The organism is Roseimaritima multifibrata (assembly GCF_007741495.1).
Classification (GTDB): domain Bacteria; phylum Planctomycetota; class Planctomycetia; order Pirellulales; family Pirellulaceae; genus Roseimaritima; species Roseimaritima multifibrata.
Window position 1 is genome coordinate 1,696,292 of sequence record NZ_CP036262.1, and the last position, 22,017, is coordinate 1,718,308.

Sequence of the window (22,017 nt, forward strand, 5' to 3'; positions counted from 1 at the left end):
AATCAGATGACGTTTTCCCAGAGGTTCTTGTTAGTTATTAGAAGCAACTGCGGTGCCAAACGTTCCTGGGAATTTGTGTCGTTTTGTAACTTGTTTGTTGGTATCGGTTTAGGTCAATTGCTTTGGTGGGGCTGGCATTTGTCGTTTGTTTCATTTTGAGACGAATCGATCAATGAGAGACAGTTTTTGCAGGTTGTGCCAATGATTGCGGTTCGCATGTGCGGTCGTGGGGGCGTGAAATCAATATGCGGCAGGCACGCGACGGCGCTCGCCAGAGCGTGGATCGGCCGGCAATACGTCACCAATGGATCTCGTCTCTCGAGCGAAAGCGGCATCCACGGAGCGTTCTTTCGCGGGGAACGTGAAAAGAATACGTGACGGTATCCGGAACCACCGTCTGGCGACGGTACGCCACTAGCGGCGGTCGTTGCGCCGTTTTGCTGGGGCGGAACGACTTTGCCAGATCGGAACAACCGTTCAGCGGTCGCTCGCTCCGCTGCCCGGCCATTACGCGTCGGCGATGGCGCGGTCACTGGTCGCGATGATCGTTTCGACGACATCGATCAATTGATCGAGACGGAACGGTTTATACAGAACCCCTTTGGTGGGGTGAAGACCAGCTTGTCGAGCTTTGACGATCGAGTGCCCGGGGTCGTAACCAAATCCGGTCATCAGGACCATCGGGACATTTTCCATGATGTCCCCTAATCGGCACATCACTTGGTATCCGCTGAAATCGGCAAGCCGGATATCGCTGATGATGACGTCGTAGTCTGCGTTGCCGATGCTGCCGCGCACCATCGCGACCGCTTCCTGTCCTTCGTGGGCGGTTTCAACGATGCAGCCGTAGCGTTCCAGCAGGTTGTGGGCATCGTTGCGTACGGTTTCGTCGCCATCGACGACCAGGATCCGTTTGCCTCGCAGCGTGGGGTGTTGAGGTCCCTGAGCGCCGACGGGGACCGCTTCCAGCGGCGTCATCTTTTGGCCAATTTTTTGGATCGTGTTTTTGATGTCGCGTGCATTTTGCAAGATGCGGCGAATGCGGTCGACCATTTCGGAGGAGTGGCCGATGTACAGTTCCATAACGTTGACGGCATCGTTCAGGATTTCGTCAACAGGAAGGGCGACGGCGCTATGGATCGCGTTGCAGCTTTGCTGAGCCGTATTAGCTTTCTGGGCGACCAGCAGTTCCAGGGTGTTCAGTGCAAAGGCGACGTGGCGAGCGAAGATTTCTAGAAACTGCAAGTCATCTTCGCTGAACGCCGAACGCTCGGGGCTTTCGACGTTAATCGTCCCCAGCACTTGGTCATGCAGCATCAGGGGGACGGTGAGCGAGCTTTTGGTTTCCGCGACGCCGGGAACAAATAGTGGGTCGGTATCGACGTCGGTGCAGATATAGCTGACGCCGCGCGAGGCGACAAAACCGGTGACGCCGTTGCCGCGTGGGTGTGCGATGATTTGGCGGTCGGCGGCTTCTTGGTCGATGCCAACGCTGAGGAGCGGGATCAGGTTTCCGGTCGCCAATTCAAGCAGGCGGATTTCGATGACTTCGAAATTTAACAGATCGCTCAGGTGGGCACGGATGTTTTCTTTCAGCAGTTCAATCCGCTCGTCGACCTCCATCATGAAGATCTCGTCGGGCCGCAGGTCGGCCAGTTCGCGGCCGGCTTGATGGATCGCGGCAAGTTTCTGCTGCTGGAGGATTTCGTCCGTGATCTCGCTGACGGTGACAATTAGTTGATTGGGCCAGTTCGGGTCTCGCAGCGGTCCCGCATGGACGTGGAAGTAGCGGTTGTCGCTGGTGAGGAGCGTGCTGCTGCTTTCTTGGTCGGTTGCCAGCGCCGTGTGGAAAGGGCAGAAATCAGGCCCCATGATCTCGGGCTGGTCAAGCAAACTGTAGAAATTGATGTTGGGTTGGATTTTCCCTTCCGGAGTCAAAGCGGAGGGGCTGGCCCATTCCGTTAACCTTGCGTTTCCCCACAAGACCCGGAATGTCTGGTCCAACAATGCAACCCCTTCAGGGATGTCGCGGAGCATGCTGGAGCTTTGCTGGAGACGTAAGAACTCGCTCCCCGAAGGCAGACGCTCGCGATCGATCCAGATGCCATCGAACGATTCCGAGGCAATTCGATGAATCGCTTCGTTCGCCGTCTGTACCTTGACTATTTGAGCTTCAGCGGCACCGAATTCGGCTGCTGAGCAATCTCCGATACATAGTATGCGTGGCGCGCTCATCTTAAAACTCACCCCTGAGTTTCTGTTGTGCCATTGGCGTCATAGCACCACCGTGCGTGGGCAGCCCTCCCTGAATCGTAGAGGTTGTTTCACAGGGTAGCAACATCAGGCAGTGGGGGACACGTCTAACCAAGGCAATTCTGTGGGATTGTCTGGAATTGACCCCCCTGAGGGTGTCAATTCTTCGTGGGAGTCTTTGTGGGACGGAATGGATTAAGAATCGCAACGGCAGAAAGGGCTCCATCGTCAAAGGGTTGCCACCGGGCGATCACGTTGCAGTCCACATGTGACTCTTACGGACGATCCGCTGTCAATGCCAACGTCTTTCGTTAACCATATTCCACTGTTTAAAGTTTAACATGAGTCCCCACAGGTGATTGTGATTGGTTTTGCGTTAGGAACCCCAGTCCGGTGCGTCGCATCGAAAACAGAATCGATCCGCCCGCAGATGCCAAAGCCGATCGCATGGTGGGGACCGCTCGTGGTTTGCTGTCCAGGCGCCGGATGATGTGAACCATGCGGGGTGCCGGTCGATCGCGATGCGGTCTGTCAGGGCGGTCGTGCGTCTGGGGGACATGCAGCCGAAGTCCGCGCCAATGGTCTCGTGTGGACGCGGGGTGGTCTGGCGAGAAGGTTCGGTTGTTTTGCATTGCGCGGCACACGATTTAGCGGACCGCGTAAGAGGCAGCAAAATGGAAAATGGAAAATGGAAATTGAAAGATCCCTGCGGAGTCCATCATTGGACATTTGCGATTCCTCTTCACACTCGAGTCCGTTTCGTGGCGGGCATCGCCGGCGTGACCTGATCCGGCATGCATTGTGGCCTGATTTTCAACAGGCAAGTCTTGGGGGGGATTTGGTGGCTAGGGGGAAGGGCGTGGCTGCTTCACAAATGGGGTGCTAAACGCCCTACAGAGGTTCTTTTGTTGGTTGGGGGTGCGGTCCTAGTCCTTGGCGTTTTGCGAAGGTGTCTTCGATGGTGGTGCGTGGCAGCGGAGGGGGAGGTGGTTTGCCCTTAGTACTTTCGTAATGTTGTGATGACTGAAGGGGCGGGGGGCCAGCAGGCTGGAGTGGCTTGAAGCGCCGTAAACACTGGTTTTTACACGAGTTTAAGATTCCGCCGAGCTGTAGAGGGGGGATGCTAGCAGGTCATTTTATGGGGCCTGACCGCGTGTGGTATATTGTGGCTATTTTTCCTGGTTTTCCTAAACCACTCAATAGGTAATGGGTTGACACCCCATCCTATCCGTCTAAATTCAAAGGCGCGGGCACCTCGCCCAAGCTACGCAGCCGTTAAACTTCCACGTTACTTCGTTCTGTACCTGCCAGCTACATTGCACCTTGGCGTTGCGGGACACCAAAAAAAGGTTTACTTCATGAGATCACGGTTTATGAGCGTGGCATTTGGTTTGTTGGCAACCGCATTGGTTGCCGGACAAGCCTTTGCCCAGTGCGGAGATTGCAGTGGTTGCACCGCTGGCTCCGGTTGTGTCGGTAGCACCAGTGGTGCTGCTGCAGGTGGATATGTCGTCGCTGATGGATGTGCAACGGTTCCTGCGTACACCATGCAGCGCGTCACTCGCACCGAAATGGTTCCGACCACCACTTATCAGCGTCAAACCCAGACGCGTATGCGGACCGTAACCCGTCAGGTTGCTTCGGTACAAACCCGTCAGCAGACCTACACGGTTAACGTTCCTCAGACCCAGTCACGCACCGAGACCTACACGGTCAACGTATGTGTTCCTCACACCGAAGAAGTCAAGTACAACGTTCAGGTTCCGGTTACGACCGAACAAGAGCAAGAGTACCAGGTAGCGGTTCCTGTGACTGAAGAAGTCGAACAGACTTATTCGGTTCGGGTTCCTTACACCGAAGAGGTTCCTTACAGCGTATGCGTTGCATACACCGAGAACGTCGAGCAAGCTTACACCGTGCAGGTTCCTGTACAGAAGCAGCGTGAAGAAAGCTACAAAGTTGCTGTTCCTTATACCGAAAACGTAAAACAGACGTATCAAGTTCAGGTTCCTGTCCAGAAGACTCGTACCGTTCAGTACCAGGTTTGTGTTCCTTACACCGAAACCGTCACCCAGACCTATCAGGTCGCGGTTCCTGTAACGGAAACTCAGACTTACAAGGTTTGCGTTCCTTACACCGAAGAAATCGACCAGACTTACTCGGTACAGGTTCCTTACACCGAAGAAGTCAAGCAGACCTACACCGTTCAGGTTCCTGTAACCGAAATGGTTTCGCAGACTTACCAGGTGAACGTTCCTCGTCAAGAAGTTCGTGAAGGGACTCGTACCGTAACCAAGTGCGTTCCTGTGACCACCATGCGTGAAGTCACCTGCGAACAAGGTCACTGGGTTACCGAGCAAGTTGTTGCTGCAGCTCCTGCAGTCAACACCTGTGGCAACGGTGGCGTTGCTTACGGTAGCGGTTGTGGAAGCAACTGCGGTGGCGGATGCGGATCTTGTGGCGGATGCGGCGGATGTGCAAGTGCTTGTGGCGGTTGTGGTTCGGCTGCTCACGCTGGACACGCTGGCAACGCTGGTTGTACCGTGACTCGTCGTCGTTACGTCAGCAATCCTGTCACCACACAGGTTCCTGTCACGACCTACGAACGTCAGACTCACGAAGTTCCTTACACCTACACCGTCACGATCAACGAGTGCCAAACGAAGACTCGTGAAGTTCCTGTCACTCGTATGACCACGGAAACCCGTGAGCGTACCGTCAACGTCACCAAGTACAAAACCGAGCAGAAGACTCGTAAAGTTGCTGTGACCAAGACTCGCATGGAAGAACGTGAACGCGAAGTCACTCGTATGACCTGCGAAACTCGTACCCGCGAAGTTCCTGTCACCCGGACTCGTTTGGAAACTCAAGTTAAGGAAGTTCCTTACACCGTCCTGGAATGCCAGACTCGTGAACGCGAAGTTCCTGTCACCAAGACTCGCTGGGAAGATCGTGTTCGGACCGTTACTTACACCGAGTGCGCCACCGAAGAACGTACCCGTACCGTCGCCGTTCGCAAAACCCGTATGGAAGAACGTACTCGCCCCGTCACCAAGTGCCGTGTCGAGCAACGTGTCCGCAAGGTTCCTGTGACTCGGATGCAGATGGAAACTCGCACTCGCAAAGTGCCTGTAACCACCTACAACACCGAAGAGCGTACTCGTACCGTTACCACCAATCGTGTGGAAGCTCAGCAACGTGAACGGACCGTTAACTTCACCGTTATGGTTCCAGAAGAACGTACTCGCGAAGTACAAGAAACGGTTTACAACACCGTTACTGAAGAAGTTCCTGAAACCTTCACCGTTTGCGTTCCTGTAACCACTCAACGTGCCGTTCAGGTCACCGAGTGCGTTGCTGTTCCAACCAACGTTGCCGTTCCTGCTTACCAAGCTGGTGCATCCGCTGGATGTGCAAGCTGTGGCGGAACCGTTGCAGCTCCTGGATGTGCAAGCTGTGGCAACTAAGTAAATTTTAGGTTTTCGAACCTAAATACGATTCTTCGGAATCGAACAACTCTGCCTCCGGCAGCCTTCAGGGCTGCCGGAGGTTTTTTGTTGGTTTCTCTTTGCGGCAATGGTGATTAGAATTGGCCTGCGGCCTAGCCGTCTCTTCTCTGCCAATCGATCTTCTCGCGCAATGAGTTTCCTTTGTCAACGACCATTCAATGCCCGTCGTGTGCTGCAAAACTAGCGTTGCCTGAATCGTCTGCTGGCAAGCGGGTGAAATGCCCGAAGTGTGCGACGGTCCTGACCGTGCCAGCTGCCAAGTCCGTTCAAGCGAAACCTGCGAAACCTGTATCGAAGGGGCCAGTCCCGGGTGCCAAGCGATCGATTCGTTGTCCAGGATGTCAGAAATCGCTGTCGGTCCCCGCGAGTGCCGCGGGCAAAACCGTTCAGTGCCCTCAATGCAGCACCAAACTAAAAATTCCCGGATCGCCGCCGTCGGCCGGCCCGGCCAAGAAAGCGGCTCCGCGTCCCGCACCACGTCCAAAGCAAGCGGCTCCCAGCGACGATCTGTTTGGCGGTTCCGGTTCGGGAGGAAGCAGTGACCCGTTTGGCGATTTAGGCAATTTTGCCAGTCCGCCAGCGAGCGGCGGTGGGTTTGGCGGCGGAGCGCCGGCAAGTGCGTCGCCACCATCATTTGGCGGAGGAGCGGCTTCGGCGTATGCGCCACCGGCGGGCGGAGGGAATTCGTTTGGGGCCTCCGGCGGAGGCGGGGGAGGAGGAAACGATCGCAATGCTTTCTATATCATCAACGGAGCCATGATCGCATTGTGGGCCTTCTTTTACACCGGTTACGGCTGTCTTAATCTGGCAATGCTGATCGTGTTGATGGTCACGGGGAAATACTCCGATGGAACACTCCCTTTTATCATCGGGCAAACGGTCGGATATGGCGTTATTGTGATGCTTGGCCTGACGATGTTCTCAGGCGGGATCACGATGGCGATGCGGAAGAAGTTGAACGCGTCGCGGGCCGCAGCCATTATCGCGGCGATTCCCTGCTTTGGGTGTATTGCCTTTCCGTTTGGTATCTGGGCGACCGTATTGTTATTCAGTGCAAACGCAAAGAAGGATTTTCGCAGCTGATTTCCAGCCATTGCTATTTGCGTGACACCTTTCCGATGATTTGTTGCCGCTCGATTCCGCTAGGGGCTTGCCGGCTATCGGCCGAATTTGGTTGGTTGTCTCCGACGACAAAAAAACGGTCGGCTGGCAGGACGATGCGATCCGCCTGCCACTCTAAACGATCGTGTTCGCTGACGAACCAATGGATTTCACGATCGATACGTAGTATGGCCGGCGAATCCGCCTTTGCATCCAAACCATGAATGGCGATCGGGGTCGTTTCGCTGACGGGAATTTCTGACGCCGGACGGTCTGTTTGCGACCAACCATGTGCGGATCCGGTTTGCTCAAATCGGACGACATGTTTGCCTGCCGCAAAGGACCGCTTGTAGGAAACGGTTTTCGATGATTGCCAGCAGGCGATTTCAATTTCCGTTGGTTGTTCAATCGTAAAAGCGGCTTCACACCCAAAAGCTTCCACGCGGTTCATGTGGCGGGTCAGGTCGCGGTTGTAGGGACAGTCATCACGAATCGGTTCAGAGCGTTTTGAGTGAACCGAAAAATGATGATAGACCAACCAACCGTCCGGTCGTTTGAGCCAGCGCTGCGAGGCGCTGACGCCTTGCTCTTTGGAAACATCGGCATGGGGCGTTGGTTCCTGCTGAAATGCGGGAAACCGCGATTCGTGAACCGGGATCCTCGGCAGCGGACCCGGCACCACTTCAGACAGCGGGCGTGCATTGATTTGAAGTTCGTTCCCTTCCAGGGATACCGTGTCTCCGGGGACCGCCACCAGTCGCTTCACTCGTATCCCCGTATCATCAGCGATCGCGACTAAGTCTCCGCGTTGGGGTTCTTGGTTGCAGAGGGTCCAGCCCATCAGGTTCCAGCGATAGGCGGCGCGATCGATCCAGACAGAATCGCCGGGGAGTGCCTGAAATTGGAAGGATTTCGGAGGATATTTTTGCCCGCAATTCCAACATGTCAGATTTTCTGCGAGGTCGTCTGGGGGAGGAAATCTTTGGACGCTTTGGCAGTCAGGGCAGTTGCCTTGCAGGGTCGGGCAAAACAGAGTTGGCATCATCGACGGCCCGGCAATCATCACATTCCCTAGCCAACCCTGGATTTGGCCTAGCCGATGGCCCATCAAGGCAAGGATTCCAGCAAGCACCACCCACCACCACCACTTTGAGCGGTATCGGGATTTTGCCTGGCGGGCTGCCGCGTCGCCAGGCTGAAGTGATAAAGGGGTGTGCATCGACTCGTCTAACGCAGTTAGGGTTTGATCGGTATACTGCTTATCTTCATTTTACGCTCCTGGATTCAGCCCACGACCTTTATGTCTGAACCGCTATCAACAAAATCGTCCTTGCAGACGAACGAAACCTCTTCTCCTTCCGCTGCCGATTCCTGTCAACCGGAATCGACGGAGTCGCTCCATGCAATGAAGCGTGGGCGGATGGGCCAAGCTCTGGGGGTAAAAATAGCCGCCACTGGCTCGTATGCACCCGAAACGGTGGTCACGAACGAAGACCTCGCGGCCCTGGGGTGCGACAGCGACTGGATCGTCCGTCGGACTGGAATCCTGCAGCGTCGCAAAGCTGCCGAGGACCAAGCGACCAGTGATCTCTGCTACGAAGCGGCGATCACATGCTTGAAGCAAGCCGATGTCGATCCGGCCGAGATCGATTTGATCTTGGTGGCGACGATGACACCCGACCATCCAACCCCTTCGGCCGCTTGTCATCTGCAACGTCGACTGGGAGCTACCGCGCCGGCAATGGATATCAACGCGGCCTGTGCCGGGTTCATGTATGCCCTGGTGACGGGATCCCAGTTCGTCGTCAGCGGAACGGCTAAGCGGGTTTTGGTCGTGGGGGCTGACTTGATGAGCCGCACCATCGATCCCGAAGACAAAAAAACCTATCCGCTGTTTGGGGATGGTGCCGGAGCCGCATTGTTGGTTCCCGACAAACCGACGGGGGCAGGACTGCTTTCGTTCCAGCTAGGGAGCGAAGGTTGTGGTGGCGAAATGCTGTGCGTGCCGGCTGGCGGAACGCGGCAAGCATTGACCCCCGAAGCTTACGCGGCGGGGCAGCAGTACCTTCGGATGGACGGACGAAACGTTTTCAAATGGGCGGTCCGCCTGTTCGCCGAAAGTGCGAAAGACGTGCTGGAAGCCGCCGGGAAAGACGCGTCGGAACTGGACTTGGTGGTTTTGCACCAAGCCAACCAACGGATTATCGATTCGGCTGTCAGCGATCTGTCGGTCGATCGAGATCGCGTCTTTGTGAATCTAGACCGCTACGGAAATACCAGTGCCGCCAGCATTCCGCTGGCGTTGGATGAAGCGGTCCGCGAGGGCCGAGTCAAAGAGGGCGATCTGGTGCTGTTATGCGGTTTCGGATCAGGACTTGCCTGGGGAACCGCCTTGTTACGCTGGTAATTGATCGATGGACCAGAGGGCAAGCACCTTGTCGGTGTATTGCCCTCCATCTTGTGTGCACTCTTCGACCAGAACGGCTTTGGGTTCGGAGAGGTGAAACGGCGCCGCCTGCAGGTTTAGCGGACGCCATCGGCCTGTCACGATGTCCGTGTTTTCCTCACGTTCGGTAAACGAAGTGGTGAGCAGGTACTTCGCGCCACTGCTGCGGATGTTCGCCAACGCCTGGTGAATATGTTCGAAAGAAAAATGGACCAAGCAGTCTCGGCAGAAAACCAAGTCGGCCGCTGGAAGCGGATCGCTTAGCAAGTTCTTGTGTAAGAAGCTGACGTTGGGCGACGCATATTTTTGGTTGGCGGCGATCAGGTCTTCAACAATATCGCAGCCGATGTATTCGACGTTGGACAGATCGACATGCTGCATCCAGTGGAAATCACCGCAGGGGACATCGACGACACGTTTGATGTCCAGTTGCTGGAACCATTGTGGCAACGCATCAATGATCCGCTGCGTTTGCGACAGTTCCGATCCAATGCCGGAAATCGATTCCCCGCTTTTCCATGAATTCAACCGATAGATGTCGTTGAAAACCTGGTCGGGGGAAAGGTGTTTTAAGCGTCGCTTGGCACGTTTTCTCTCCACGAATCTTTGCAGGCCCGCAAACAAACCTGAGGGACGTACCGGATTCGATGTTTTGGCAGCAGATGAAATCATTTGATCGACTCTATTGGAAGTCCGCTGAAAAGCGAGGAATGATAGGGGCCGCGGGGGGCGGATGGACGACGGTGGAAACGGCGCGAAAACCTGCCTCCATCGTGCACCGCCATGTAATCGCAGAAAATGGTTGTTTGGCCCACTGAGCAACAAAGTGTTTACGGGCCGTTTTCCACTGACCCGCGCGAACCGCAGCTCGCAGGAATTTGTGGTGCCCGCCGGTCGAGCGTCGAGGGTTTTCTGGAAGGAGCAGCCCCGGAGGAATCGGGATGTCGCGGCGGCGGTATGCGTCGGTGAGAACCCCGTTGATCCGAGCCATCCGCAGGCTGGCGTTGTTCCAGCTAACGCTACCTAGATGTTGGCGATAACAGAGCATGACGTCGGGAAGATTCCCCAGCGGACCTCGCTCTGCCAGCCGCAGCCATAGATCGTGATCTTCGATCCACTCGTACTCTTTGCGGTACCCTCCCAGTTCCAGCACAATGTCGCGCCGCATCATTACCGACGGCTGGGCCATCCCGGTCCGACGGTGCATCAAGCAGTCATCGATCCGCTCTGGATCCGATTCATAGATCGAAATATTAAGTGGGTCACCATCGGCATCAATGTTCAGAATGGCGGTTCCGACAGCGAGGCATTCAGGATGCTTGTCCAGGTAGTCCACCTGAAGGCCGAACCGCTGGGGCATCGAGATGTCATCCGCGTCCATACGCGCAATCAGGGGAGCCGTTGCTTCTTCGATGCCGCGATTCGCGGCGCCTGCGATCCCTCGGTTTTCCTGGTCAATCACCCGGACGCGGGCGTCCCGTTTGGCAAAGTTATGAAGGATTTGAGAGCTGCGGTCGGTGCTACCGTCGTTGACAGCAACCAATTCAAAATCGGTGAAGTCTTGCGATAAGATGCTTGCAACGGCCTCTTTTAGGTGCTGCTGCCCGTTGTAGACCGTTAGCACGACGCTGACGCGAGGAGTCTTCGGTGGGGAGGCGGAAGAAGACATTGCAAGCTTCAATGGGTAATGGTTTTTATCGATAGGTTACGCATGGAATCTACAAAACTCCTTTTAGAGGGGGCAATATCAATCCGAGAAGATAGGCAATTCCTTGGCGATACGATGCGGCGTCCCCTTTGCATTCGTCCCCGCTAGCATTGTGCTGGCCAAATCGTATTGACTGCACCGCTTGATTCGCGTATCGAGGACCCATCCGAAATGGCCGTTTTGCTGTGTCGGTTTCCGCTTTCCTTCCTTGCCGAATTAAATCTCATGAAAGTCTGGTATGTTTCGACCCAGCGGGCATGGGGCGGTGGTGAGGAATATCTAAAGAACCTGGCGGCGGGCGTCGCCAAGCGAGGCCTTGAAGTAGCCGTGATGGCTCCGAAAGGGAGTCCCCTAGCGGCCGCCATGCGTGAAGAAGGGCACAGCGTATTTGAATTCGCCGGGAGGGGACGGGACCCTCGAACCATTTGGCGGTTTCGCAAACGCTTGCAGCTATCGGGCCCCTGCGTCGTCCACTGCAATGATTCGCACGCCCTGATGTTGGGCGGGCTTGCCGCACTTGGGGTGTCGCAAGCACGCGTTCTCGCGATGCGACATACCATGTTCCCGATTCGCTCCCCCGAAAAATACCATCGCTTGGCCGATCGCACGATCTGTGTGTCTCAGGCGGTTGCCAATCAGTGCATCAATGACGGACTGCGAGATTCGAATCTGAAGGTGATTCATGTGGGACTGCCAATCCCTTCACCCGATCCGGCCGCCGTCGCAAAAATACGAAATCAAGTCGCTGCCGATAATCGAAAATTGCTGGTCGCGATCGGTAACCTGTTGCCGTGCAAAGGTCACGCGGATCTAATCCGTGCGATCGGTTTGCTAGACCAGCCGCCGGGAACGTTTGTCCTCGCGATCGCGGGTGAGGGGAAACATCGTGATGAACTGGAGTGTTTGCGGGACGCACTCCCCGACCCCGAATCGGTGCGGTTGTTGGGCTTTCAAGACAATCCAGACGACTGGTTGGCTGCCGCCGATGCGGTCGTTCATCCTTCCCACCAGGAAGGTCTCTGTTTGACCGTTGTGGGAGCGATGATGTTGCGACGACCTGTCGTCGCCAGTCCGGTTGGCGGATTGTGCGAAGTCTTAGCCGCCGAACAAATTCATTCTGAATGGAGTTCCCCACTGGCGGAACTGTGTCTTCCCGAAGATCCCGCGTCGATCGCCAAGGCGTTGCGCACGCTCTTCGACGCCCAAGAGTCCCAAGTCCTGCAATCGCAGACACAGGTCGAAGCGGCCTATCAGCACGCGGTCCAGCGGTTTGGTGTCCAGCCAATGGTTGAGAAGACTCTAGCCTTGTACGAATCGCTAAACGAGCGACGCGCCGCGGCCTGATTTCGCACGAAGCGCAAGCGAGTGAGTGAATAAACTTGCGCATTCTGAAGTTACGCTTTTGAGGTGATTGCTGTGGTCAATCGTCCTGATTTCCGTACTCTTGCGGATGCCTCAAATCATTCGGCTAATCCAGCACCTTTTTAGCTCCAGGTATCGAGAGTTCTGTTTCCGGGTTTGGCCCGGCGGACTCGCAGTTGGCAGCTACCTTATTGGCCGAGAAGGATGAAATAGCAAAGAGGCATGGGGCTGCTGCCAGTTGTTGCCCCGGACCGGAACAAGCCCGGCGGAAGCAAAGTAGCCAACTTCAAAAAACGAAACATCAATACTTACGCAGCGGCGTGGGATTTTCTGATGCACGGCCGCACAGCGGCAACCCCACAGAAACCGTCACTTATCAATTTCACCGTCTGGTGGGGCGGCACAAAAAACGGTGCCCATTCGATCGAATGGACACCGTTTTCAATTCACTTGGCGTGACGAATATTCGCTAGTCGCCCGCCGTTTGCTCTAAGCCTGCTTACTCTTGGCCGCCGGTTGGCTTGCCGCCACCGAACATGCTGTCGAGGGCTTCGTTGCTTGGAGCTGGTTCGTTGCTTACCGGAGGTAGCGACGGAGCCGGGGTGGGTTCCGCTGGTGCTTCCTCGGGACTGTCTGGATCGGCCAGCAGTGGGAACGATTCCTCCAAGCTTTGGATGGGCTCTTCGGCCAATTCTTCCAACGCTTCGCGGCGGTAGTTGACTTCGGCATCTTGGAAGATGCGGAAACCGGTACCGGCTGGGATCAAGTGACCCAGGATGACGTTCTCTTTCAGACCGACCAAGCGGTCGACTTTGCCTGCCAGAGCAGCTTCGGTGAGGACCTTGGTCGTTTCTTGGAACGACGCGGCACTGATGAAACTGTTCGACTGGACGGCTGCCTTGGTGATCCCTAGCAACTGAGTACTAGCGGTCGCGGGCCGAGGACGTTTGCCCTTTGCAGGGGTTTGTCCGGCGGCTTCGATTTCCGCATTGGTTTGCTCGATCGCTTCCTTAGGAACAATTTGTCCTTCGGTGTATTCGCTGTCACCAGGGTTGGTGATTTTGAGGCAATCGGACAGTCCTTGATTGCTGCGGCGGAATTCAAATTTGTCCATTACCAAACCCTCCAGCAGACTGGTGTCGCCGGAGGATTCGATTTTCACCTTACGCAACATGCGGGCAATGATGACTTCGCAATGCTTGTCATTGATGTCCACACGCTGTGAGCGGTAAACCTGTTGGATTTCGTGAAGGAGGTATTGCTGGACGGCTTCTTCTCCGGAAACCCGGAGGATGTCGTGAGGAACCAAAGGTCCATCGACCAGGGCCTGACCGGCTTTCACAACGTCACCGCTGTGAACCAAGAAACGTTTACCGTGGGGAACCAAGTGTTCACGCTCGATGCCCGATTCACTACGGACGATGATCGAACGCTTACCACGTTTCTTTTCGCCAAGGATTTCGACGGTACCGTCGACTTCGGCGATCACGGCGGGGTCTTTCGGTTTACGAGCTTCAAAAATCTCGGTAATACGCGGCAGACCACCGGTGATGTCACTAACACCACCCGATTCACGCGGCATTTCAGCCAACACGGCACCGGCTTTGATCATGGCCCCTTCTTCGACCGAGATCATCGCTCGTTCGGGAAGGTACTGAACGTCCAGTGGTTTGCCTTCGGCGTCTTCGATGATGATCTGAGGATGCAATTCCCCTTTATGGTCGACGATCAACATACGGCTTTTACCGCTCGATTCGCGTTCCATACGCATCGTTTCGCCTTCGACCACATCTTCGAAGCGAACCTTACCGGTCAATTCGGTCATAATCGGAATGGAGTACGGGTTCCATTCGCAAAGGACCGAACCTTCGGTCACTTTGTCCCCTTCTTCGACCATCAGGGTCGAACCGGTGGGGATTTCATACGATTCGATTTCGCGACCGCGATCATCGACCAGGGTGATTCCCCCGTTTCGAGTCAACACGATGTTTTTGCCTTCGTCGTTGCGAATGGCTCGCATCCGAGTCAAACGAACTTCACCGGCCGACTTACATTTGATGTCCGACTCTTCGACTTGCTTGCTAACGCTACCACCGATGTGGAACGTACGCATGGTCAACTGAGTACCCGGTTCACCAATCGATTGGGCGGCGATGATTCCGACGGCCATGCCCTCTTCAACCAGGTCACCGGTCGAGAGGTCCATTCCGTAACAGCGACGACAAACACCCAGTGACGCGTCACAGGTCATCGGGCTGCGGACCTGAATCTTGTTCAGTCCCATCAGTTCGATCTTGCGAGCGATTTCCGGAGTGATCAAGCCGCTATCTTCGACGATCACTTCGTCGGTCACCTGGTGAACGATGTTCTGACGACTGATTCGACCACTGATCGATTCGGCCAATTGAACTTCGACTTTCTCGCCGCGGAAAATAACACCCTTGGTGATCCCTTGGGTGGTCCCGCAGTCTTCCAGCGTGATAACCACGTTCTGGGCAACGTCGGCCAGTTTACGAGTTAGGTAACCGGAGTCAGCCGTCTTCAATGCCGTGTCGGCCAGACCTTTACGAGCCCCGTGCGTCGAGGAGAAGTACTCCAGAACGGACAAGCCTTCGCGGAAGTTAGCCTTAATCGGCGTTTCGATGATTTCGCCCGATGGCTTTGCCATCAGACCACGCATCCCGCCCAGCTGACGAATCTGTTCGATACCACCACGAGCACCCGAGTGGGCCATCAGGTACACAGGGTTCATGTACCAGCCGCCTTCGCGGATGTCATGTTCCATCGCCACCATCATGTCGGCGGTGATCGCTTCACGAGCGTGTGTCCAAGTATCCAGAACCTGGTTGTAACGTTCAGGCCCGGTGATAACCCCACGGTCATACAATTTCTTGTACTTCATCACCGTCTTTTCGGCTTCACCGATGTACTTGCTCTTGGTGTCCGGAGTGACCAAGTCATCCGTCGCGAAGGACAGACCACTGCTGGTCGATTCGCGGAAGCCAAGCTGCATCATGTCGTCCAGCAGGTTGATCGTCGCTTTGCGACCCAAACGCTGGTAACAATCGCTAATTACCTTGGCAAGGTCACTCGATCGCTGCGGGAAGTTGTAGAAATCCATCCCTTCAGGAAGCATCTGATTAAATCGGATACGCCCAGGAGTGGTTTCGATGATCGCACCGTAGTCGTTGCGACCTTCGTTGTTTTTCAGTTTCTGGTGACGTGGCAAGCGGACTTTGATATTCGCATGCAGGCCGACAACCCCTTGAGCGTATGCCATGTCGGCTTCGTTGGGGCTGGAGAACGTCATCCCCTGCCCTTTCTGATCCGGCATCGCAACGGTCGTGTAGTAGCAACCCATGACGACGTCTTGCGACGGGCTCATGATCGGTTTGCCGTTCGAAGGTGCAAACACGTTGTTGGTACTAAGCATCAACGTATGCGCTTCGACTTGGGCTTCGATCGAAAGCGGCAAGTGGACCGCCATCTGGTCACCATCGAAGTCGGCGTTAAAGCCTTTGCATACCAATGGGTGCAGGCGAATCGCGTTCCCTTCGACAAGGGTCGGTTCAAAGGCCTGGATTCCCATGCGGTGCAACGTCGGTGCACGATTCAATAGGACCGGGTGGTTGGTGATGACCTGTTCCAGGATATCCCAAACCTCTTCGTCCTTCCGCTCCAGCATCTTCTTCGCCGATTTGATCGTGTCGGCGTGGCCCAGTTCTTTCAGGCGGCGGATGATAAACGGTTGATACAGTTCCAAAGCGATTTTCTTTGGCAGGCCGCACTGATGCAATTTCAGACGCGGACCGACAACGATCACACTTCGAGCCGAATAATCGACTCGTTTACCAAGCAGGTTTTCGCGGAAACGACCCTGCTTACCCTTGATCATGTCGGTCAAGGATTTCAGTGGACGGTTGCTGCTGCCCAGCACTGGTCGTTTGCAGCGGTTGTTATCAAACAACGCATCGACCGACTGTTGGAGCATTCGCTTTTCGTTGCGAATGATCACTTCAGGCGCGTTCAAATCGACCAATTTACGCAATCGGTTATTGCGGTTGATGATTCGGCGATAAAGGTCATTCAAATCGCTCGTCGCGAAATTGCCGCTGTCCAGCAAGACCAAGGGACGAAGGTCCGGAGGAATCACGGGGATAACGTCCAGGACCATCCATTCGGGACGGTTGTCGCTATCACGGATCGATTCGACGATTTTCAGCCGATTGATGTAGTCCTTCTTCTTCTGCTTGCTGCCGGTTTCTTGCAGGTCGATGCGGAGTTGTTCGGACAACTGAACCAGGTCCAGTTTGTTCAACAACTTGCGGACCGCCTCGGCACCCATGTCGGCTTCGAAGGCACCGTCGCCGTACTGTGTACGAGCTGCGCGGTATTCTTCTTCGGTCAGTAGTTGCTGGAATTCCAGGTCGGTGGAACCTGGATCGATCACCACGTAATCTTGGAAGTAGATGACCTTTTCCAGCGAGCTGGTTTTCATCGCCAACAGGTTACCAAGGCGACTTGGCATCGCTTTGAAGAACCAGATGTGAACGACGGGAGCCGCTAGATCGATGTGTCCCATCCGTTTACGACGGACGCGACTGTGGGTCACTTTAACCCCACAGCGATCGCAGATCATCCCTTTGTATTTCATCCCGCGGTATTTACCACAGGCACATTCCCAGTCCTTTTCAGGGCCAAAAATACGTTCGCAAAACAGACCGTCTTTTTCGGGACGGTAGGTACGATAGTTAATCGTTTCGGGTTTTTTAACTTCACCGAACGACCAGCTTTTAATGTCTTGAGGACGTGCCAAGCTGATGCGGACCGAGGCGTAGTCGTTGATACGTTCGTAAGTACCGGTTTCGCCGTTGGACATTCAGGAGACTCCTAAGGTTTGCGTCAAAGAGGACGCGTTGTTTTTTTGGGCCGTGGGGGACTCGCGTCGACCGTCGTCGACGCGAGCTGATTTCAAACCTGCGATTTCAATTTGAAATCTGCCTAAACCGGTCGTTTTTCCAATTGCATGTTGAGTGCTAGTCCTCGAATTTCGTTTGTCAAAACGTCGAAACTGGCGGGCGTGCCTGCCTCCAGGGTGTTTTCCCCTTTGACCATCGATTCGTAGATCTTGGTACGCCCTTCAACATCGTCACTCTTGACGGTGAGAAGTTCTTGCAGGATGTATGCCGCCCCGTAAGCTTCCAACGCCCAGACTTCCATTTCCCCGAAGCGTTGGCCGCCGAAGCGAGCCTTCCCACCCAAGGGTTGTTGGGTAATCAAGGAGTATGGACCAGTGCTACGAGCGTGGACTTTGTCATCGACCAAGTGATGTAGTTTCAGCATGTAGATGTAACCAACGGTTGTCTCTTGAGACATCGCTTCGCCGGTTCGTCCATCCAGAAGCCGCACTTTTCCGTGCCTTGGTAGGCCTGCTTCTTCTAGACAGTCATTGATGTCTTCTTCGCTGGCTCCATCAAAGACCGGGGTGATGGCTTGGAAGCCCAGTTTGGCTCCGGCCCACCCGAGGTGCGTTTCCAGAATCTGTCCCACGTTCATACGACTGGGAACTCCCAGCGGATTCAGCATGATCTGCAGTGGGGTACCATCCGGAAGGAACGGCATGTCTTCCACAGGCAAGATCTTCCCGATAACACCCTTGTTACCGTGGCGACCTGCCATCTTGTCCCCAACGCTGATGACGCGTCGATTGGCGATGTAGACCTTGACCATCTGCAGCACGCCACTGCGAAGCTCGTCGCCTCGCTTCATGCTGTTCAGTTTACGGTCTCGCGAGTCAATCGCTTGTTCAACGTTGATCCACTGTTGCTTGAAGACCTTTTCGACTTCCTCGCGAAGTTCTTCGCCCTTGACCTGTTCGATAACCCGCTTCAACTGGAAATTGACCGCTTGTTCCGCGATGAATTTCGGGTCTTGGCCGTCGGACAGTGGGTTGCCTTCAGCGTCTTTCAGTTTGGTGTTGGCAGTCGCTTCCAGTTCGTTGATCAGGCTGGTGAAAGTGCTGGCGATTTCTTGGTTGCCTTCGCTTTCAACTTCCTTCAATTCTTTTTCGAATTGCTTTCGTTCGTCTTCGGTCAGGCTCATGCGACGCGAGAATTTCTGCGTGTCGATAACGATTCCTTCGATCCCCGAAGGAACCTCCAGCGAATCGTTCTTCACATCCTCACCGGCTCGACCGAAGATCGCGTGAAGGAGTTTTTCTTCCGGAGTCAACTCGGTTTTGCTTTTCGGGCTGACCTTACCAACCAGGACATCGCCTGGCCGGACGTAGGTGCCGACTTGAACGATCCCGGAATCATCCAGGTTACGAAGAGCTTTTTCAGAAACATTGGGGATGTCGCGAGTGAATTCTTCGCGGCCCAATTTCGTTTCGCGAATTTCGACATCGAAGTCTTCGATATGGATCGAAGTATACGTGTCGTTCTTCACCAATTCTTCCGACAGGATGATCGCGTCTTCGTAGTTGTAGCCGTCAAACGACATAAACCCGACCAGCACGTTACGTCCCAGAGCCAGTTCACCGTTTCGGGTGGCAGCTCCGTCGGCGATGATCTGATTCTGTTCAACCTTGTCACCGACGCTGACGATCGGTTTTTGGTTCATACAGGTTCGTTCATTCAGACCTTGGTATTTCTTCAGGTCGTAATGATCGCTACCGATTTCAATTCGCTTTGCATCGGCGTAGGTCACTTTGCCAGCCCGGCGGGCTCGCACGACCATCGCGCTGTTCTTGGCGACTTGACGTTCCATGCCAGTTCCCACGATCGGTGGTTCTGCCACCAACAATGGGACGGCTTGCCGCTGCATGTTCGAACCCATCAATGCACGGTTTGCATCATCGTGTTCGAGGAACGGAATCAAACCGGCTGAAACCCCGACCATCTGGGCCGGAGCAACGTCCATGTAATCGATGCGGTCAGGATGAACGATCTCGAAGTCACTACGGACTCGAGCGATCATGTTTGGTCCTGGAACAAGCGAACCGTCCTTGACCTCGGCATCCGCCGGAGCCACGTACGATTCATCTTCTTCGTCGGCTCGCAACCAGACAACTTCGTCGGTGACTCGGCTTTCTTGAATCTTGCGATAGGGCGTGACCAAAAATCCGTAACCGTCGACGCCGGCGTAAATCGCCAGCGAACTGATCAGTCCAATGTTCGTACCTTCAGGAGTCTCAATCGGACAGATACGTCCGTAGTGGGAAATGTGAACGTCGCGAACTTCAAAACCGGCTCGTTTACGATTCAAACCGCCAGGCCCCAGAGCCGACAAACGACGTTCGTGTGTCAGTTGTGACAGCGGGTTCGTCTGGTCAACGACCTGCGAAAGTTCGCCACGACCGAAGAAGTAATCGATCGCTGCGGAAACACTTTTCGGGTTGATCAAAGAGCGAGGCGTCATGTCCTCGGCATCTTTCATGCTCATTCGCTCTTGGACGGTACGACGCAGTTTCAGGAATCCTTTGCGGAGTTCCTCAGCTGCAAGTTCGTCGATCGTTCGCAGGCGACGATTGCCCAGGTGGTCAATGTCATCGATTTCGGCACCACTGTCCGGATCGAACAGATCCAGCAGGTAGGCGATTGCGGAGATCATGTCCTGGTGACGCAGCGTCATTTCTGATTCGCTGATGTCGGTGCCCAGTTTGCGGTTCAGGCGGAAGCGACCGACCTTGCCCAAACGGTACCGATTTTCATCGTAGAATTTCTCGTTGAAGAGAGTCCGAGCTTTCTCCAGTTGCGGCGGGTTGCCCGGACGCAGACGTTGGTAGATACGGAGGAGGGCTTCTTCGTGGCTGCTGGTGTTGTCGTCACCGAGCGTATTGAAAATCAACGGGACCTTTGGTCCGTCCATGATTTCCACTTCGGTAACACCAGAAGTGCAGATTGTTTCGGCGACACTTTTGGTGATCTTGTGTCCTGCTTCGATGATGATTTCGCCGGCGCGGTCGCTATCGGAAGGATAGATGATGTCGTCAACGGCGACATTCCCTTCGATTTTAGCGGCACTGCGTCCGTCGGAGATCGTTTCGGTCGAAGTCTTGTAGAAGGCTCGCAGGAGATCGGCGTCGGTCGACAGGCTGGGGTCCATTGCTCGCAACAAAGTGGTTGCGGCAAATTTACCACTCTGGTCGATTCGGACGGTCAACGCGTCTTTCTTCGTGACGTTTACTTCGATCCATGATCCACGTTCCGGAATGACTCGGCAACTTGGCAATTTGCGATCGCTTGTTCCTTCTTGTTCCAGAACAAAGTCAACACCAGGGCTACGGTGAAGCTGCGAAACGACAACGCGTTCGGCACCGTTGATGATGAATTCACCACCACCCATCATGATTGGCAGGTCGCCCAAGTAGACTTCTTCGTCCACGGGTTCGTCTCGCATCAGGCGAAGCCAAACACGAAGAGGACGGCCGTAGGTCAAGCGAAGCTGGCGACACTCTTGAGGGGTGTAGCGAGGCTTCCCTAATTCGTAACGGAGGTATTCCAGGTTGATGTTCCCGTCATAACTGCTGATCGGGAAAATCTCACGAAGCACTCCTTCAAGGCCGACATCACGACGGCCCGTAGGCTCGGAGTCTTCTTGTAGGAATACAGAGTAGCTAGCCGTTTGCAGGGCAGTCAAATCGGGCAGGTCGAAACCTTCTCGATCGGAGCCAAAGTGACGGACGGTGGTTGGTTCAAGACGACGATTCGACGTAGTAGCCATTCGCGAGAACGCTCCTTGTAGGCCGGTTACGGGAAGCCCATGGATGGACGGAAACGCTGGAGACTGCCAGCGCGCAGAACAAGCCACGCGAGAACCCCATGGATATAAAAGGGGTTCGAGGGCCGCTCAAGTGCACGGGTACCGGGTGCATCAAGAGGATATTTTCGGGCAAGAAAGGGACGACGGTCGGAAGCTCAGATTTGTGGTTGTACCAAAAAAGCCCGAGACCAGTAACCCCGGCCTCGGGTATTTGGCGCAAATAATGCTGTATCACGAACGAGTGACTATGGCCGCCGTGCCAAGAATCATCGCATTTATTAACGGATCGTCCCTCGCCGCGAGCTCAGTTCGCCTGGGGGTAGCAGGCGGCGAGTTGCCGGAGTCGGTTGTCGGCCGGACGGGATGCCCGGTGGAAAACAGTGGTCCATTAAGCAACGCCACCCGCCGGGAGGCGGGTGAAACGTCGTTGATAGCGAGGAGCCGTCGGTTGTCGAACTATTTAAGTTCGACGCTACCGCCAGCTTCTTCGATTTCGCTCTTGACCTTTTCTGCGTCCTCTTTGCTAACGCCTTCTTTGAGCGTTGCAGGGGCGCTTTCGACCATTTTCTTGGCTTCCATTAGCGAAGCGCCGGTCAGGTTTTTGACGACCTTAACAACGTTCAGCTTTTTGTCGCCAAATCCAGTCAAGATGACGTCGAATTCGGTTTGTTCAACCTCTTCGGCTCCACCGGCGTCGCCTGCAGCTGCCATGACGACTCCGCCACCTGCAGCAGGTTCGATGCCATAGGCATCTTTTAGATAATCGCTTAGTTCTTTTGCCTGCTTCAGGGTCATTTCAGCGATCTTATCGCCAAGTTCCTTGGTTTCGGCACTAAATTCCGCTACTGCGGTTGCTTCTTCAGACATCGTTCGTG

The 22,017-nt window shown here is 54.9% G+C and carries 12 protein-coding genes; 4 read left to right on the forward strand and 8 right to left on the reverse strand.

Annotation, left to right across the window (positions count from 1 at the left end):
• Positions 1-507 precede the first annotated feature (507 nt).
• Together FF011L_RS06245 and FF011L_RS26185 are read right to left on the reverse strand one after the other, a co-directional pair.
• Positions 508-2,235 carry a hybrid sensor histidine kinase/response regulator gene (locus tag FF011L_RS06245; protein WP_145350807.1) on the reverse strand — a complete coding sequence of 576 codons (1,728 nt, stop codon included), beginning with the start codon at positions 2,233-2,235 and terminating at the stop codon, positions 508-510.
• Between the two features lie 347 nt (positions 2,236-2,582).
• Positions 2,583-2,753: a hypothetical protein gene (locus FF011L_RS26185; protein ID WP_218933045.1), complete on the reverse strand. Its 171-nt coding sequence runs from the start codon at positions 2,751-2,753 to the stop codon at positions 2,583-2,585.
• 858 nt (positions 2,754-3,611) lie between these two features.
• Here FF011L_RS26185 and FF011L_RS06250 point away from each other — a divergent pair.
• The gene (locus FF011L_RS06250) at positions 3,612-5,720 is read left to right on the forward strand and encodes a hypothetical protein (RefSeq protein ID WP_145350808.1); all 2,109 of its coding nucleotides are present in this window, start codon (positions 3,612-3,614) and stop codon (positions 5,718-5,720) included.
• Positions 5,721-5,903: 183 nt separating this feature from the next.
• The gene (locus tag FF011L_RS06255) at positions 5,904-6,845 is read left to right on the forward strand and encodes a hypothetical protein (protein WP_145350809.1); all 942 of its coding nucleotides are present in this window, start codon (positions 5,904-5,906) and stop codon (positions 6,843-6,845) included.
• Positions 6,846-6,858: 13 nt separating this feature from the next.
• Here FF011L_RS06255 and FF011L_RS06260 read toward each other — a convergent pair whose 3' ends face one another.
• Positions 6,859-8,082 carry a S26 family signal peptidase gene (locus FF011L_RS06260; RefSeq protein WP_145350810.1) on the reverse strand — a complete coding sequence of 408 codons (1,224 nt, stop codon included), beginning with the start codon at positions 8,080-8,082 and terminating at the stop codon, positions 6,859-6,861.
• An 81-nt stretch (positions 8,083-8,163) separates the two neighbouring features.
• Here FF011L_RS06260 and FF011L_RS06265 point away from each other — a divergent pair, with 81 nt between their 5' ends.
• The gene (locus FF011L_RS06265) at positions 8,164-9,270 is read left to right on the forward strand and encodes a beta-ketoacyl-ACP synthase III (RefSeq protein WP_246109769.1); all 1,107 of its coding nucleotides are present in this window, start codon (positions 8,164-8,166) and stop codon (positions 9,268-9,270) included.
• On the opposite strand, the gene FF011L_RS06270 is transcribed toward FF011L_RS06265, so the two are convergent.
• Together FF011L_RS06270 and FF011L_RS06275 are read right to left on the reverse strand one after the other, a co-directional pair.
• Positions 9,259-9,981 (reverse strand): class I SAM-dependent methyltransferase, encoded by a 723-nt coding sequence (locus FF011L_RS06270; protein ID WP_145350811.1) that lies wholly within the window; start codon positions 9,979-9,981, stop codon positions 9,259-9,261. The two genes, FF011L_RS06265 and FF011L_RS06270, sit on opposite strands and share 12 nt — an antisense overlap.
• Before the next feature lie 10 nt (positions 9,982-9,991).
• Complete coding sequence (locus tag FF011L_RS06275) at positions 9,992-10,978, reverse strand: glycosyltransferase family 2 protein (protein WP_145350812.1); 987 nt, start codon at positions 10,976-10,978, stop codon at positions 9,992-9,994.
• A 264-nt stretch (positions 10,979-11,242) separates the two neighbouring features.
• Between FF011L_RS06275 and FF011L_RS06280 the strand changes: the two genes are divergently transcribed.
• Entirely contained in the window at positions 11,243-12,361 is a 1,119-nt protein-coding gene (locus tag FF011L_RS06280; protein ID WP_218933046.1) for a glycosyltransferase, read from the forward strand.
• Positions 12,362-12,878: 517 nt separating this feature from the next.
• On the opposite strand, the gene rpoC is transcribed toward FF011L_RS06280, so the two are convergent.
• From rpoC to rplL, 3 genes are all read right to left on the reverse strand, one after another.
• Positions 12,879-17,258 carry a DNA-directed RNA polymerase subunit beta' gene (rpoC, locus tag FF011L_RS06285; RefSeq protein WP_145350814.1) on the reverse strand — a complete coding sequence of 1,460 codons (4,380 nt, stop codon included), beginning with the start codon at positions 17,256-17,258 and terminating at the stop codon, positions 12,879-12,881.
• 122 nt (positions 17,259-17,380) lie between these two features.
• Positions 17,381-21,103: a DNA-directed RNA polymerase subunit beta gene (gene rpoB / locus FF011L_RS06290; RefSeq protein WP_145350815.1), complete on the reverse strand. Its 3,723-nt coding sequence runs from the start codon at positions 21,101-21,103 to the stop codon at positions 17,381-17,383.
• Between the two features lie 495 nt (positions 21,104-21,598).
• Positions 21,599-22,009: a 50S ribosomal protein L7/L12 gene (rplL, locus tag FF011L_RS06295; protein WP_145350816.1), complete on the reverse strand. Its 411-nt coding sequence runs from the start codon at positions 22,007-22,009 to the stop codon at positions 21,599-21,601.
• Positions 22,010-22,017 lie beyond the last annotated feature (8 nt).

Bases quoted from the DNA above. Each gene is read 5' to 3' on its own strand.
- FF011L_RS06245 (WP_145350807.1), bottom strand. From the start codon at position 2,235: ATGAGCGCGCCACGCATACTATGTATCGGAGATTGCTCAGCAGCCGAA.
- FF011L_RS26185 (WP_218933045.1), bottom strand. From the start codon at position 2,753: ATGGTTCACATCATCCGGCGCCTGGACAGCAAACCACGAGCGGTCCCC.
- FF011L_RS06250 (WP_145350808.1), top strand. From the start codon at position 3,612: ATGAGATCACGGTTTATGAGCGTGGCATTTGGTTTGTTGGCAACCGCA.
- FF011L_RS06260 (WP_145350810.1), bottom strand. From the start codon at position 8,082: ATGCACACCCCTTTATCACTTCAGCCTGGCGACGCGGCAGCCCGCCAG.
- FF011L_RS06265 (WP_246109769.1), top strand. From the start codon at position 8,164: ATGTCTGAACCGCTATCAACAAAATCGTCCTTGCAGACGAACGAAACC.
- FF011L_RS06270 (WP_145350811.1), bottom strand. From the start codon at position 9,981: ATGATTTCATCTGCTGCCAAAACATCGAATCCGGTACGTCCCTCAGGT.
- FF011L_RS06275 (WP_145350812.1), bottom strand. From the start codon at position 10,978: ATGTCTTCTTCCGCCTCCCCACCGAAGACTCCTCGCGTCAGCGTCGTG.
- FF011L_RS06280 (WP_218933046.1), top strand. From the start codon at position 11,243: ATGAAAGTCTGGTATGTTTCGACCCAGCGGGCATGGGGCGGTGGTGAG.
- rpoC (WP_145350814.1), bottom strand. From the start codon at position 17,258: ATGTCCAACGGCGAAACCGGTACTTACGAACGTATCAACGACTACGCC.
- rpoB (WP_145350815.1), bottom strand. From the start codon at position 21,103: ATGGCTACTACGTCGAATCGTCGTCTTGAACCAACCACCGTCCGTCAC.
- rplL (WP_145350816.1), bottom strand. From the start codon at position 22,009: ATGTCTGAAGAAGCAACCGCAGTAGCGGAATTTAGTGCCGAAACCAAG.